Here is a 14,904-nt window from a genome sequence, read left to right as displayed (position 1 = left end):
GAGGGAAGACCATGAAATTTAAAAGATTATTAGCTTTAGGTCTAGTATTTATGTCTGCTGCTATGGTTGGATGTGGATCAAAAGGAAATGACACATCAAGCGCAGATATAGTAACTGAAATTAAAGAGCCAGTGGAAATTACTTTCTGGCATGCCATGAATGGAGATTTAGAAAAAACTCTTACAAGCTTAACAGATAAGTTTATGGCAGAAAATCCAAACATAAAGGTAACTTTACAAAACCAATCAAGTTATAAGGATTTACAACAAAAGATAACTGCAACAGTTGCAAGTCCTAAGGATTTACCAACAATGACTCAAGCTTATCCTGACTGGATGTTCAACCCAATAAAGGATAACTTAGTTGAAGATTTAACTCCATATATTGAAAATGAAACTTTAAAGTTTGATAACTATGAAGACATATTACCAAGCTTTAGAGAAGCAGTTAAAATTGATGGAAAAATCTATGGAATGCCTTTTAACAAGTCTACAGAAGTTTTATGGTACAACAAAACTTTACTTGATGAACTAGGATTAAAGGTTCCAACAACTTACGATGAATTAGTTCAAGTTGCTAAGACTATCAAAGAAAAGAAGGGTATAGCTGGTGCAGGATTTGATTCATTAAACAACTACTATACAACTTTCTTAAAGTCAGAAGGAAAGACTTTTGATGCAAACTTTGATGTAACAGATGAAGCATCAGCTAAGGCTGTTAACTACTACTTAGAAGGTGTTAAAGAAGGTTACTTCAGAATTGCAGGAACAGACAACTATTTATCAGGACCTTTTGGTAATGGAACTGTAGCTATGTACGTTGGTTCAAATGCTGGTGAAAACTTTGTTAAACAAGGTGTTGGTGACAAGTTTGAAGTAGGAGCTGCACCATACCCAACAAACGCTTCATTACAACAAGGAACAGATTTATATGTATTCTCAAGTGCTACAGCTGAACAAAAGACTGCAGCATACATGTTCTTAAAGTTCTTAACAACTAAAGAAAACCAAATTACTTGGGCTTCTCAAACTGGATATATGCCTGCAAGACAAAGTGCTATTGATTCTGAAGAATACAAAAATTCAGGAAGCTTAATAGCTCCAATACTTTCAGATGCAACTAAGAATCTTTACACTAATCCAGTTGTTTCAGGTGCAGATGCTGCATACCGTGAAGCAGGTACAGTAATGGAAAGTGTATTAGCTGAACCAGATAAGGCTGATGTAACTAAGACTCTAGAAGGATTTAAGACTACTTTAAAATCAATCTGGGAATAAAATAATTTAGGGCTGTATCAATAGAGATACAGCCCTTTTGTAAATAGGAGGTTTTTTATGAAGATTGCTATATATCAAACAAGCGATTTACATGGATTTGTTTATCCAACTAATTATGTAACTGAAAAGCAATTAGGAATACTTAAAATAGGAAGCTATATATTAAAGGATAAGAAAAATTATGATGCTTCATTAACTATAGATTGCGGAGACTTAGTTCAAGGTTCTTCCCTAACTCATTATTTATCAAAGAAGAATCCTGAGGTGAACCCTATAGTTCAATGTTTAGAAAAAATAGGTTATGATGCCTATGTCCTTGGTAATCATGAATTTAACTATGGGTTAGATTATTTAACTAAAGCTTATACTCCTATTTCAGAAAAAGTTATTAATGCTAATATTGAAGGATTAGCCTTTAAGTCAAAACCATATAAAATATTTGATTTTAATGGATTTAAAATAGGGTGTATAGGTCTTACAACCTCCTTTATACCAAACTGGGAACAAGAAAAAAACATTGCGGGAATTAAATTCTTAAATCCTGTTGAGATGTATGGAAAATATGAAAAAGAGCTAAAAGAAAAAGCAGATTATATTATTGTTTGTTATCATGGTGGATTTGAAAAGAGTTTAGATGAGAATATGACTCCTACTGAGAAGTTAAATAAAGAAAATCAAGGAAGCGAGTTATTAGAAACTTATGACTCTATAAATATGATTTTAAGTGGACATCAACACAGATCCTTTGCTACTAAAATTAAGGGAGTAGTTTGTACTCAACCTTTAAATAATGGTCAAAACTTTACTAAGATAATTTTTGATACAGAAACAAAAGAAACTACCTTTGAATTAGTGGATGTTAGTAAATTAACTGATGATATTAATCCAGACTTAGAAAGTCTTTTTACAAAGGTAGAAGGGGAACTTCAAGAGTACTTAGATAAGGAAATTGGGGAGTTTGATAAGGATATTTTAATGGATGATATATTTGAAGGAAGATTAAAAGGGCATCCTTTTATAAACTTCTTACATCAAGTGCAATTAGAAGAATCAGGTGCTGATTTCTCTGTTTTATCACTATTTGATAGTGCTATTGGTTTTAAAAGAAATGTTTCTATTAGAGATGTACTAATTAACTACCCTTACCCTAATACAATGATGGTTCTTAAGGTAAGAGGTGATAAGTTTAAGGAAGCAATGGAAAAGAGCGCTACTTATTTTGTTGTTAATGATGGTAAGGTAGAAATAAATGAAGAGTTTTTAGTTCCAAAGGTGCAAAATTACAACTATGACACTTTTGGGGGATTAACTTATGAAATAGATTTATCAAGAGATTTCTATGATAGAGTTGTTTCTATAAAGAAAGATGGAAAAGAAATAGATTTAGATAAATATTATACAGTGGTTATGAATAACTATCGTGCAACTAATACTTCAATTTACCCATCTTATGAAGGGGCAGAGGTAGTAAAGGAAATTACAAAAGAGATGAGTGAACTTATAATAGATTACTTTGAAAAGCATCATACTGTAAAAGCGATAGAGGAAAGTAATTACATAATTAAATAATGGATATATTTACATAGAATGCAAAATGTGTTATTATATTAACAGAGTGATTAAGGTATCACGAAGGGGGACACCACCAAGGGTGTCATTTCTTCGTGATACCTTTTTTTATTTTAAAAAAGGAGGGATAAGATGATTAAGGTAAATGGTGAAATTATTAATGGATATGAAGGTAAGACATTAAATGAATTCCTATGTAATGAAGGATATGAAATTACTAGAATTGCTGTTGAATTAAATGGAGCAATAGCAAGAAAAAAGGATTATCAAAGTATTATTTTAAAAGAAAATGATACCTTAGAAGTTGTAACCTTTGTAGGAGGGGGCTAAAGATGAAAATAGTATTAAATGGACAAGCTATAGATACTAATTGTAAAACTCTTTATGAACTAAAAAGAGAGTATTATGGAAGCAAGGATAATATAGTAACAATAATTGAAGGCTTTGCTACAAATGATGATGTAGAATTACATGAAAATAGTGAAGTAACATTTATTGAGAAGGGAAAGCTTCCTTCAAAAGAAGTTTTTGAGCATATGCTTTGTGCAAGACATACTCCAAAGGTTCATGAAAAAGTAAAGAAATCAAGGGTAGCAGTTGCAGGCCTTGGAGGTTTGGGATCTAATATAGCAATAAGTTTAGCTAGAACTGGAGTTGGAACCTTACATTTAATTGATTTTGATGTAGTTGAACCCAGCAATTTAAATAGGCAGCAGTATAAAATATCTCATTTAGGAATGTTTAAAACAGAGGCTTTAAAGAAGGAAATATCAGAAATAAACCCTTTTGTGGAAGTAATAGTAGATAGGGTTAAGGTAACAGAAGAAAATTTAGAAAGTCTTTTTAAAGATGATGATATAGTATGTGAGGCCTTTGATAATCCAGAGGGAAAAGCTTTGTTAGTTAATAGTATCTTACAATATTTCCCAGGAAAAAAGGTTGTTGCATCCTCTGGTATGGCTGGATTTGAAAGTAGTAACACAATAAAAACAAGAAAAATAACCAATGATTTTTATCTTTGTGGAGATGGAGAAACATCAGCAAGGATTGGTAGAGGCTTAATGGCACCACGTGTAACTATATGTGCTGGCCATCAGGCTAATATGATTTTAAGATTAATTTTAGAGGAAAAGGATGTGTAAGTTAAATGGAAAATAGAGATGATAAATTAATTATAGGTGGACATGAGTTTAATTCAAGATTTATTTTAGGTTCAGGTAAGTATTCTCTTGATTTAATTAAAGCAGCTGTTGAAAATGCTGGTGCAGAAATAATAACTCTTGCCTTAAGACGTGTTAATAATGGTGGAAAAGAAAATATTTTAGACTATATTCCTAAGGGGGTAACTTTATTACCTAATACATCTGGTGCAAGAAATGCTGAAGAAGCAGTAAGAATAGCAAGGCTTGCAAGGGAGCTAGGTTGTGGAGATTTTGTAAAGATTGAAGTTATAAGAGATAGTAGATACCTGCTTCCAGATAATTATGAAACAATAAAGGCTACAGAGATTTTAGCTAAAGACGGCTTTGTAGTTATGCCTTATATGTATCCAGATTTAAATGTAGCAAGGGATTTAATGAATGCTGGAGCTTCTGCAATAATGCCACTTGCAGCACCAATTGGTTCAAATAAGGGATTATGTACAAAGGAATTTATTAAAATTTTAGTAGAAGAAATAGATTTACCTATAATAGTTGATGCTGGAATAGGTTCACCTTCTCAAGCTTGTGAAGCTATGGAATTAGGGGTAGATGCAATTATGGCTAATACTGCAATAGCAACTTCAGGCAAAATACCATTAATGGCACAAAGCTTTAAGAAAGCAATTGAGGCAGGACGTGAAGCATACATAGCAGGCCTTGGACGTGTTTTACATAAGGGTGCTTCTGCTTCATCTCCATTAACAGGATTTTTAGAAAAGTAGGAGGGGATTAACATGAGAGAAAGAACAAATCATATGGAATATACCCTTGGAATGGAAATAATAGAACATGATATTTTTAATAAGGTAATATCTGAAATGAACTCTTATGACTATGATTCTTATACTGAAGGGGATGTAAAAAGAGCTTTAAATAAGGATAGTATTAATTTAGATGATTTTAAGGCATTGCTATCTCCAGCTGCTTTTCCATTTTTAGAGGAAATGGCAATAAAAGCACAAATAGAAACAAAGAAGCACTTTGGAAATTCAATATATATGTTTACTCCTCTGTATATATCTAATTATTGTGAGAATTACTGTATTTACTGTGGTTTCAACTGTTACAATAAGATTCATCGTGCTAAGTTAAATGCAGAAGAAATAGAAAATGAAATGAAAATAATTGCAGATACAGGACTTGAAGAAATCTTAATTTTAACTGGTGAAAGTCCAAGTATGTCTGATGTTAAATATATAGGAGAGGCTTGCAAAATAGCACGTAAGTACTTTAAGGTAATAGGTCTTGAGGTTTATCCAATGAACTCTGAGGATTATGCTTATCTTCATGAATGTGGTGCAGATTTTGTTACTGTATTCCAAGAAACTTATAATTCTGATAAGTATGAAACTCTACATTTAGAAGGTCATAAGAGAATATTCCCTTATAGATTCAATGCACAAGAACGTGCAATAATGGGTGGAATAAGGGGAGTAGGTTTTGCAGCACTTTTAGGGCTAGATGATTTTAGAAAGGATGCCTTTGCAACAGGAATGCATGCATATATGCTTCAAAGAAAGTATCCTCATGCTGAAATTGCTTTTTCATGTCCAAGGTTACGTCCAATAATTAATAATGATAAAATTAACCCTAAAGATGTACATGAGCCTCAATTATTACAAATAATAGCTGCCTATAGATTGCTTATTCCTTCAGCAAATATAACAATTTCAAGTAGGGAGTGTGCAAGGTTTAGAGATAATATTATAGATATTGCAGCAACTAAGATTTCTGCTGGGGTTGATGTTGGAATTGGAGGTCACACAGGAGAAAATAAGGGTGATGAACAATTTGAAATATCAGATGGGCGTACTGTAGATGAGGTTTATAAAGCAATAGTTGAAAAAGGTCTACAGCCTGTAATGAGTGATTATTTATATGTTTAAGATAATTGCTGTTACTAATAGGAAGTTATGCCATATTGATTTTTTAGAAAAACTTGAAGCTTTGGCAAAATCAGAGGTGGATTCAATTATTTTAAGGGAAAAGGATCTTAGTGAAGAGGAGTATTATAATTTAGCTAAGAATGTCCTTAGAATATGTGAAAAGTACAATAAGGAGTGTATTCTTCATAACTTTGTAGGTGTAGCTAAAAGGTTAGGCCAAAGCAAAATTCATCTATCCCTTCCAATGTTAGAAAAACATCATAATGAAGTAAGGAATTTTGAAAAGGTAGGAGTATCTATTCATTCACTAGAGGAAGGGGAAAGAGCAGTAGCCCTTGGAGCAACTTATATTACAGCAGGTCATATATTTCAAACAGATTGTAAAAAGGACTTAGAACCAAGGGGGGTAAGTTTTTTAGAGAATATCTGTAGAGCTGTGAATATACCTGTTTATGCTATAGGTGGAATTTCAAAATATAATATAAATTTAGTTAAAGAAGCAGGGGCTAAGGGTGCCTGTTTAATGTCTTCTCTTATGAAGGCAGAAGCAAAATAAATATCCACTCCACCTTTTTTAATAAGTAATGATTTCGTTTACAAAAAGTGCTATGATATAAGTGGAGAAAGAATTATGCTTTAAGAAAGAGGGGCTTTTATGAGATATCAAGATTATAAAGAAAAAGTATTAAATCATTTAAAGGAGTACAAGTTAAACTCCTTAGGTTGTGTAAAAAATGGACTTTATCAAAATAAGGAATATGGACATATATTACCAAGTGGATTTAGGCCATTAAATTTTCTTTTAGGAGTTAATCAGCCTAAAGATATACATTATCACATGTATTCGCACCATTTAAATTCATCTCAAATTATGTGTATAAACTTTTTTGAGCCAATAATGAAAGACAATTTACTAATTGATATTTTAAAAGATACTCTAAATATTAATATTCCAGATCACACAAAGATAATATTTTCAAAATTTGAATATGGAGATCCAAAAGGAAAGGATGGGACAACCTTTGATTTCTTTATAGAGCTTATAACAGGAGAAAAAATATATTTTGAAGTTAAATATACTGAACAAGGCTTTGGAAAAATCAGTAAAAGTAAGGAAACTAATAAGCTACCTGAAAAGTATGAACATAAATTTACTGATGTTTATATGAAGCAGTTAGATGAAAGTATGCATTTAAAAGAATTAGTTAATGATAAGGACAAGTTCTATTTCAATTATCAACTATATAGAAATGTTTCATATATAAAAGGGGATAAAGATTATGTGGTTTTCTTGTATCCTTATGATAATGAGAATTTAGCCCAAGAAATGAATGAGGTAAAGGATTTAAAAAATGTCTATTCTTTAGATTGGAAGGAGCTTTCAACAAAAGCATTAGAGCATACTAAAAACACCAACAAATATAGAGTATATAAAGAGTTTTACAATAAATATATGGATATATAAAGGGACTAACACATAAAAAACAACAACAGGGAATATGTTGTTGTTTAAAGAGCATAAAGCTAATAAAAGGTTGAAGTTTTCTTCAACCTTTTACTTTTAGAATATAAACATAGAATTTTAGTTAGGTAGCTTAATGCTATGGAAGTTTAGTTTAAGTTTAGTGTTAAATCTGGAATAGATTTAATTTGAATTGTATTTTTATCTAACCACTGAATATCCTTATCCATATCAATTTTATATGATGACACAAAATAAGCTTTTGGTATGGGCTTTTTAAGAAAATGAAAATGTTTTTCAAAAAAGCTATACTGAAATTTACCATTAAATGATGAAGTTTCTGTTACAATTAGTGAAGAATTTAACTTATCATTTTGTATAAGATAATTATATGTAGGATTATTCAGAATTACAGTACAAAGAATCGTTAGTATTATTAACATAACACCCACTTTGGTAAAGGTCTTATTATTTACTAATTTAAGAAATATTAGAAATATAATTGAATTAATAAACAAGTAATAAGAAGAATTTATAAAGTAATATTGATATTTATAAGTAATAAGTTCACAAATTAAAATTATAAATAATATTATATATGCAATTTTCTTTTTCAAATAATTATTCCCCTTTCGTTAAACAAGTTCTTTTGCTCACATGCATTTCCAAAAGCCAGAGTGCGCTGAAAAATATAAAATTTTAATTAGCTATAAATTAAAGTTATTATTACAATTTATAAAGTTAATGATAAAAAAATATAATTTCCTTACCTTTAGTAGGAGTGGGGTGGATATTTGTTTTGATGTGACTTGGAGCCCGCGACGGAACAAACAAAATAAATATACATGAACCCCGCGACGGAACGAGCAAAATAAATATCTATCACACCTTATAATTATATTATAAATGATTTATGGATTATAATTCCATATGGATGTATTGTTTTAAATATATAAATACATAAAGAAACAAATATAAAAATATATAAATATGCAGCAAAAAGGCTGCCTTAGAGAGTTTTCTTTGAGATTGAGATTGAGATTGCTATGAAAAAGGAAAATATAAAATTCTCATTTGGTACAATTCAGAGTTATGATGATATTTTAAAATAAAAAAATTATAAGAACAAAGATAATAATTTTATAATTTCCTTACCTTCAGTACGGAGGGAAATGTATATTTATTTTGGTGTGACTTGGAGCTTGCGACGGAACAAACAAAATAAATATACATGAACCCTGCCACGGAACAAACAAAACAAATATCCATAAATCTTACAAAACAAACATATACATAAGCTATAAGAATAATTTTAAGGAGAAAAGTTTTATGTATTCATTTGAAAAGCAATTTATTTCATTAGGAGATTTTAAAGAACCAGAGAGAATAAGAGAGTTAATAAATAAATGCAGTAATATATACTTAATAGTTGATTACGAACCAAAGTATGCATTAGTACCAATTGAAGAAGCAAAAGAAACAAAAGAAACTAAAGTAAAGGATGTAGTAGAGGGCAAGGAAGAGAAAAAAATAGGAAAATATATTAAAGACACCTTATTTGATCTTATAGAAAAAGAATTAATACCTTTTGAAGAAGTAGAAAGGCTAAAGGATAAGAAATATTCTAAAAAGGCCCTAAATTCTAATTATCCTGTATTAAAAGAAATAAGTAATGATGCAAGTGAAGAAGAGGTTGATAAGGCTAAGAGAGATGAAAGAGGATATGGTAGATACTACAAGACTCCAATAAAAGCTTATGGAAGAACTTATCTTTTAGTTTCTCAATGGGTAGAGAACCAACATAGAAAGTATTTTAGTAAATGGATAGAGACCTTAAAAAATAGATAATGTATTGTTTTAAATATATAAAGAAATAAATATATGAATATCCGTGGACCTTGCGAAAGCTAAGTAAAAATGCTATCCTCAAAGTATTGAACAAGAGAAAAAATAGGAGTGGAGTCATGAACTTTGAGGAGAGAGTTTTATTAAATGAGTTAAGATTAACGGATACAGATGATCAAGTAGTAGATTATATACGAGAAGATTATAATAGATTTGTAAATCAGTCTGTTCAGAAAGTAGCTGAAGATTTATTTACTGTACCTAATACTATAGTAAGATTATCTAAGAAGCTAGGTTATAAAGGTTTTTCAGATTTAAAGTTTTCATTACGTGCAGAGCTTGAAGGAAAGACTGGTGAATTAAAAGGAGAGACATTTAAAAATCTAGAACTAATTCCTGATACAATTAAAAAAACCTTAGATATTTTAGATAATAAAATAATTGATAAATTAGTAAGCCAAATAAAAGAAGCTAAAAATGTATACTTCGTAGGAATTGGGGATTCAATATATTTTTGTGAGATGTTTGCAAAGAATATAAGATGCATTGGAATAAAAGCTGAGTATTTTAATCATAGACACGATATGATGTATGCTGCAGAAAATTGTGATGATAAGGATTTGTTTATTGCTATAAGTGTAAGTGGTGAAAGCAAACAGATATTAGATGTGTGCAAAATTGCAAAAGAAAGAAATGCAAGTATAGTTAGCATGACTCATTTTAATAAGAATTCACTTATGGATGTTGCTGATATAAATATTTTCTTTTGGGCACCTAGAGTTGAGATACATAAATATAATGCTCCAGATAGAGTAGGAATAATGCTTATTATAAGAATCATAAATGAAGCTTTATGGAAAGATTATAATTGTGTATAAATACACAATGTATTAAAGAAAAGAAAATATTTGTGTAAAAATAAGAAGAATCAATTCTTCTTGTTTTTTTTTGATAATATAAGTTTGTAAACGTTGAGCAAATCGGATTTGTTGAATATGAATGGGAGGAATAAAAATGAATTTAAGAAATCTAACAAATGAGAAACTTATTTCAATTGGTCTAGATTTAAACAAAAAAGAGGATGTTATTAAGCACTTAGTTGAAAAATTATATGAAGAAGGAAAGATTACATCTAAAGAAGCATTTTTTAAAGATGTATTAGAAAGAGAAAAACTTTCTCCTACAGGTTTTGAAGGTGGACTAGCTGTTCCTCATGGAAAATCTAATTCTGTAAAAGAAGCATCATTTGCAGTAGCAATTCTAAATAAACCTATGAAAGACTGGGAAAGTATAGATGAGAATAATGAAGTTGAAATTGTATTCTTATTAGCTATACCAACTGAAGAAGCAGGTTCAACTCATATTCAACTATTAGCAGAGCTTGCTACAAGAATAGCAAATCCAGCTTATAAAGATTTGCTTAAGAATTCAAAGAGCAAGAAAGAACTTTACAATAATTTAGATAAAGAAATTATAAAAGAAAATATAGATATAAGTAAGTTTAAAAAATCAATCGTTGCTGTAACAGCTTGTCCTGCAGGAATTGCACATACTTATATGGCTGCAGAAGCTTTAGTTAATGCAGGTAAAGAAATGGGAGTAGCTGTTTATGTTGAAAAACAAGGAGCTAACGGTATAGAAGATAGACATACAAAAGAACAATTAAAAAATGCAGATGCTGCTATATTTGCAGTGGATGTAGCTGTAAAAAATGAAGAAAGATATTCACATTTGCCTACAGTAAGAGCTAAGGTGGCTACTCCTTTAAAGGATGCAAAGGGACTTATAGAAAAGGCACTTAAGGCAGCAGAAAACAAAGGAAAAGGAGAATATGTAGAAACTTCTGATGATGAAGAAAAAGTTTCATTTAGAGAAGAGGCTAAGAAGTCAATTCTTACAGGTATATCTCATATAATTCCTTTAATAGTTGCAGGAGGTATGATTCTAGCTTTCGCGGTATTAGTATCTCAAGGTTTTGGATTACAAGAACTATATGAAACAGATGGTTCTTGGATTTGGATGTATCGTAAGCTAGGTGGTAATTTACTTGGAACAATAATGGTTCCTGTATTATCTGCATACATGTCATACTCAATTGCTGATAAGCCAGGTTTAGCACCAGGTTTTGCAGCTGGTATAGCAGCTAATATGATAAACGGTGGATTCCTAGGTGGTATGCTTGGAGGTTTCCTAGCAGGTTATGCAATTAAATTATTTAAGAAGTATATACCAGCAAAAGGTACTTTAGCAGGATTCGTTAGTTTCTGGGTATACCCTGTATTTGGTACATTATTAGTTTCAACACTTATGTTCTTTGTAGTTGGTAAACCTGTAGCAGCATTAAACCAAACATTAATTGATTGGTTAGGTTCTATGGGAGGAACAAATGCAGCACTTTTAGGTGCAATACTTGGTATCATGGTATCATTTGACCTTGGTGGTCCTGTTAATAAAGCAGCTTATACTTTCTGTGTAGGTGCAATGACTGATGGAATTATAATGCCATATGCAGCTTTTGCATCAGTAAAAATGGTTTCAGCATTTGGTGTAACATTTGCTACTTTATTAGCTAAGAAGTATTTCAATAAAGAAGAACAAGAAATAGGTAAGTCAACTTGGATTTTAGGACTAGCAGGTATTACAGAAGGTGCTATTCCATTTATGATAGAAGACCCATTAAGAGTAATTCCTTCATTATGTGCAGGTTCAGCAGTAACTGGTGCTTTAGTAGCAATGTTTAACATAGGACTTGATGTTCCAGGAGCAGGTATATTCTCAATATTTATGCTTAAAGATGGTTCAACTATGTTAATGAATATAGCTGTATGGCTTGGTGCAGCAATACTTGGAGCAATTATATCAGCAATATTATTAGTAATAACAAGAAAAATGAAACTTAAAAAGCAAGGACTTTTAAAATAATATTTTGCGAGAGGAATTTCCTCTCGCAAAGCTATATCATGGAAAAATATAAAGTTAAATCAGAGCAAGAGGTGTAATAAATGAGTAAAAAAGTTCATGTTGTGCCCCATATGCATTGGGATAGAGAATGGTATTTTACAACGGAAGAGTCAAGAATTCTTTTAGTTAATAATATGGAAGAAATAATGGAGATGTTAGAAAATAATCCTAACTACCCTAATTATGTATTGGATGGACAAACAGCTATATTAGAAGATTATTTTGCGGCAAAGCCAGAAAATAAAGAAAGAGTAAAAAAATTAGTTAAAGAAGGCAGATTAATAATAGGGCCTTGGTATACTCAAACAGATGAAATGGTTGTAGGTGGAGAATCTATAACTAGAAATCTGCTATATGGATTAAAGGATTGTGAAGAATTTGGTGATGCTATGATGATAGGATACCTTCCAGACTCTTTTGGACAATCTGCTCAAATGCCACAAATATTAAATGGATTTGGAATAAATCGTTCTATATTCTGGAGAGGTGTTTCTGAAAGAATGGGAACAGATAAAACTGAATTTTACTGGGAAGGTGAAGGGGATTCTAAAGTACTAACTCAATTATTCCCATTAGGATATGCAATAGGAAAGTATTTACCAAGTAATATGGATGATCTTAAGAAGAGGATGGATAAGTATTTTCCTGTACTAGATAAGGGAGCTACAACAGAAAATATTATACTTCCAAATGGTCATGATCAAATGCCTATACAAAAGAATATATTTGAGATATTAGAAAAGTTAAAGGAATTATATCCAGAAAGAGATTTCTTCTTAAGCAGATATGAAAAGGTATTTGAAGAGCTAGAAAAAGAAAAGAATTTACCAACATTAAGAGGGGAATTCTTAGATGGAAAGTATATGAGAGTTCATAGAAGTATTTTTTCAACAAGAATGGATATTAAGGCTGCTAATACAAGGATAGAAAATAAAATAACTAATATATTAGAACCTTTAGCTTCACTTGCTTATTCATTAGGTTTTGAATATCATTCAGGGCTAATTGAGCTTATTTGGAAAGAGATAATGAAAAACCATGCTCATGATTCTATAGGATGTTGTTGTTCTGATAAGGTTCATAAAGAGATAATGAATAGATTTTTCTTAGCTGAAGAAAAGGTAGATAGATTAATAGATTTCTATATGAGAGTTATAGTTGATGCTATGAGCAAAGATATAGCGTTAGATAAATTAACAGCATTTAATCTTCTTCCATATGAAAGGGAAGTTGTAGTTAAAGGCGAAATCATTACAAAGATGAAAAACTTCAACCTTATTGGTGAGGATGGGGAAGAATATGATTTCCAAGTTATAAATAAAGAAGTAGTTGATGCAGGGTTAATTGATAGACAAATTGTTCACTATGGAAACTATGATCCTTTTGTAAGATATACTATTGAATTAAAGGATGTTGTTCCTTCAATGGGATATAAGACTTATTTAATTAAAGAAGCAGAAGGAGTTATAAATTCTGAAGAAGGTAAGAAAACAGATAAGATTGAAAATAAGTATTTTAATATAACTGTAAATGAAAACGGGTCATTAAACATACTACATAAAGATACAAACACATTATATGAAAATGTACTTTTAATAGAAGATGGTGCAGATGACGGAGATGAATATGATTTTTCACCATTAGAGGATGATTTTATTGTTAAGAGTGATTTAGTTAAGTGTAACTACAGTATAAACACTTATAAAAATAGCAGTGAGATAGCTATTAACTATACTTTAGATGTACCAAAGGATTTAGATAGCAGAAAGCATAAGAAAATTGATGGTTCTATGGATATATCAATAATTGTTAAGGTTGATAATTGCAGTCCATATTTAAATGTTAAGATGGATATAGATAATAGAGCAAAAGATCATAGAGTAAGAGCATACATTCCAACTGGAATAAAATCTAATTTCTCATTCTCTGATAATCAATTTGGAGTTATAAAAAGAGATGTATATGATGGTGCTATGGATGTATGGGAAGAGGAAAACTGGGATGAAAGACCAGATTCTATTTATCCAATGCTTTCATTTGTAACTTTAAAGAATGAAGAAAGAGGAATGGCTGTATTAACTAATAGTACTAGAGAGTATGAAATAGTTGGAGAAGATTATGATACAATAGCCATAACTTTATTTAGAGGGGTAGGCTTCCTTGGTAAAGAAGAAATGTATAGAAGACCTGGAAGACCATCAGGAATTAAATTAGAAACTCCTGACTCACAAATGCTTGGAAAAGTAAGTTTAGAATTTGGAATATATCCATATGTATCTAGGGAAGATAAGGTGTCAAGAGTTGCAAAAGAATACTTAACTCCAGTGTATACTTACAATAAAATGCCTCACAATGCTATGAAACTAAATTCTGTAGACTTTGAAACTCCATATAATTACTCTCTATTAAAAGAAGAGAATGATAATGTGACTTTAAGTGTATTAAAGAAGGCTGAAAATAAAAAAGGCTTAGTTCTTAGATATTTCAATGGAACAGATTCAGAAAAGAAGGTTCAGTTTAGCATTAAAGGAAGTAACTTTAAGAAGGTTAATCTTAAGGAAGATGTACTAGAGGATATAGAAGATTTTAGCAAGTTAAATTGTAGTAAAAATAAAGTAGATAATATATACTTTGAATTAGTGTAAAAGGTTAGTAACTCTCTTAGTTAAATTTAAGGGAGTTACAATAATTTTATTTAGAGG

Annotated in this window: 13 protein-coding genes; 12 read left to right on the top strand and 1 reads right to left on the bottom strand. The window is 30.6% G+C overall.

Going from position 1 to position 14,904, the window contains the following annotated elements:
* The first annotated feature begins 11 nt into the window (after window positions 1–11).
* From KIB46_RS01390 to KIB46_RS01355, 8 genes are all read left to right on the top strand, one after another.
* Window positions 12–1,277: an ABC transporter substrate-binding protein gene (locus KIB46_RS01390; RefSeq protein WP_156563173.1), complete on the top strand. Its 1,266-nt coding sequence runs from the start codon at window positions 12–14 to the stop codon at window positions 1,275–1,277.
* Window positions 1,278–1,334: 57 nt separating this feature from the next.
* The gene (locus tag KIB46_RS01385; RefSeq protein ID WP_156563172.1) at window positions 1,335–2,846 is read left to right on the top strand and encodes a bifunctional UDP-sugar hydrolase/5'-nucleotidase; all 1,512 of its coding nucleotides are present in this window, start codon (window positions 1,335–1,337) and stop codon (window positions 2,844–2,846) included.
* Window positions 2,847–2,978: 132 nt separating this feature from the next.
* Window positions 2,979–3,176 (top strand): sulfur carrier protein ThiS, encoded by a 198-nt coding sequence (gene thiS / locus KIB46_RS01380; RefSeq protein WP_156563171.1) that lies wholly within the window; start codon window positions 2,979–2,981, stop codon window positions 3,174–3,176.
* Window positions 3,177–3,178: 2 nt separating this feature from the next.
* A complete protein-coding gene (thiF, locus tag KIB46_RS01375; protein ID WP_291670210.1) occupies window positions 3,179–3,988 on the top strand; it encodes a sulfur carrier protein ThiS adenylyltransferase ThiF in 810 nt (269 codons plus the stop codon).
* Between the two features lie 5 nt (window positions 3,989–3,993).
* The gene (locus KIB46_RS01370; protein WP_291670208.1) at window positions 3,994–4,770 is read left to right on the top strand and encodes a thiazole synthase; all 777 of its coding nucleotides are present in this window, start codon (window positions 3,994–3,996) and stop codon (window positions 4,768–4,770) included.
* 12 nt (window positions 4,771–4,782) lie between these two features.
* Window positions 4,783–5,934, top strand: coding sequence for a 2-iminoacetate synthase ThiH (thiH, locus tag KIB46_RS01365; RefSeq protein WP_291670206.1), 1,152 nt, complete (start codon window positions 4,783–4,785; stop codon window positions 5,932–5,934).
* Window positions 5,927–6,490: a thiamine phosphate synthase gene (locus KIB46_RS01360; RefSeq protein ID WP_291670204.1), complete on the top strand. Its 564-nt coding sequence runs from the start codon at window positions 5,927–5,929 to the stop codon at window positions 6,488–6,490. The genes thiH and KIB46_RS01360 overlap by 8 nt, the downstream gene beginning before the upstream one ends.
* A 99-nt stretch (window positions 6,491–6,589) precedes the next feature.
* Entirely contained in the window at window positions 6,590–7,399 is an 810-nt protein-coding gene (locus KIB46_RS01355; RefSeq protein WP_291670202.1) for a hypothetical protein, read from the top strand.
* Between the two features lie 146 nt (window positions 7,400–7,545).
* On the opposite strand, the gene KIB46_RS01350 is transcribed toward KIB46_RS01355, so the two are convergent.
* Window positions 7,546–7,839 carry a hypothetical protein gene (locus tag KIB46_RS01350; protein WP_291670200.1) on the bottom strand — a complete coding sequence of 98 codons (294 nt, stop codon included), beginning with the start codon at window positions 7,837–7,839 and terminating at the stop codon, window positions 7,546–7,548.
* Between the two features lie 886 nt (window positions 7,840–8,725).
* Between KIB46_RS01350 and KIB46_RS01345 the strand changes: the two genes are divergently transcribed.
* The 4 genes from KIB46_RS01345 to mngB all read left to right on the top strand — a co-directional run bounded on the left by KIB46_RS01345 (window position 8,726) and on the right by mngB (window position 14,847).
* Entirely contained in the window at window positions 8,726–9,244 is a 519-nt protein-coding gene (locus KIB46_RS01345) for a hypothetical protein (RefSeq protein ID WP_291670198.1), read from the top strand.
* Window positions 9,245–9,360: 116 nt separating this feature from the next.
* Window positions 9,361–10,119, top strand: a complete 759-nt coding sequence (locus KIB46_RS01340; RefSeq protein ID WP_291670196.1) for a MurR/RpiR family transcriptional regulator — start codon at window positions 9,361–9,363, stop codon at window positions 10,117–10,119.
* 136 nt (window positions 10,120–10,255) lie between these two features.
* Window positions 10,256–12,163 (top strand): PTS 2-O-a-mannosyl-D-glycerate transporter subunit IIABC, encoded by a 1,908-nt coding sequence (gene mngA, locus KIB46_RS01335; RefSeq protein ID WP_291670194.1) that lies wholly within the window; start codon window positions 10,256–10,258, stop codon window positions 12,161–12,163.
* 80 nt (window positions 12,164–12,243) lie between these two features.
* A complete protein-coding gene (gene mngB / locus KIB46_RS01330; protein WP_291670192.1) occupies window positions 12,244–14,847 on the top strand; it encodes a mannosylglycerate hydrolase in 2,604 nt (867 codons plus the stop codon).
* The last annotated feature ends 57 nt before the right edge of the window (window positions 14,848–14,904 follow it).

The sequence above is a fragment of the Clostridium sp. genome (genome assembly GCF_018372875.1).
In the GTDB taxonomy this organism is placed as follows: domain Bacteria; phylum Bacillota; class Clostridia; order Clostridiales; family Clostridiaceae; genus Clostridium.
This window is presented reverse-complemented; position numbering and strand designations above follow the sequence as displayed.

Excerpts from the sequence above, each read along its gene's own strand:
- KIB46_RS01390 (WP_156563173.1), top strand. The coding sequence starts at position 12 with ATGAAATTTAAAAGATTATTAGCTTTAGGTCTAGTATTTATGTCTGCT.
- KIB46_RS01385 (WP_156563172.1), top strand. The coding sequence starts at position 1,335 with ATGAAGATTGCTATATATCAAACAAGCGATTTACATGGATTTGTTTAT.
- thiS (WP_156563171.1), top strand. The coding sequence starts at position 2,979 with ATGATTAAGGTAAATGGTGAAATTATTAATGGATATGAAGGTAAGACA.
- thiF (WP_291670210.1), top strand. The coding sequence starts at position 3,179 with ATGAAAATAGTATTAAATGGACAAGCTATAGATACTAATTGTAAAACT.
- KIB46_RS01370 (WP_291670208.1), top strand. The coding sequence starts at position 3,994 with ATGGAAAATAGAGATGATAAATTAATTATAGGTGGACATGAGTTTAAT.
- thiH (WP_291670206.1), top strand. The coding sequence starts at position 4,783 with ATGAGAGAAAGAACAAATCATATGGAATATACCCTTGGAATGGAAATA.
- KIB46_RS01360 (WP_291670204.1), top strand. The coding sequence starts at position 5,927 with ATGTTTAAGATAATTGCTGTTACTAATAGGAAGTTATGCCATATTGAT.
- KIB46_RS01355 (WP_291670202.1), top strand. The coding sequence starts at position 6,590 with ATGAGATATCAAGATTATAAAGAAAAAGTATTAAATCATTTAAAGGAG.
- KIB46_RS01350 (WP_291670200.1), bottom strand. The coding sequence starts at position 7,839 with ATGTTAATAATACTAACGATTCTTTGTACTGTAATTCTGAATAATCCT.
- KIB46_RS01345 (WP_291670198.1), top strand. The coding sequence starts at position 8,726 with ATGTATTCATTTGAAAAGCAATTTATTTCATTAGGAGATTTTAAAGAA.
- KIB46_RS01340 (WP_291670196.1), top strand. The coding sequence starts at position 9,361 with ATGAACTTTGAGGAGAGAGTTTTATTAAATGAGTTAAGATTAACGGAT.
- mngA (WP_291670194.1), top strand. The coding sequence starts at position 10,256 with ATGAATTTAAGAAATCTAACAAATGAGAAACTTATTTCAATTGGTCTA.
- mngB (WP_291670192.1), top strand. The coding sequence starts at position 12,244 with ATGAGTAAAAAAGTTCATGTTGTGCCCCATATGCATTGGGATAGAGAA.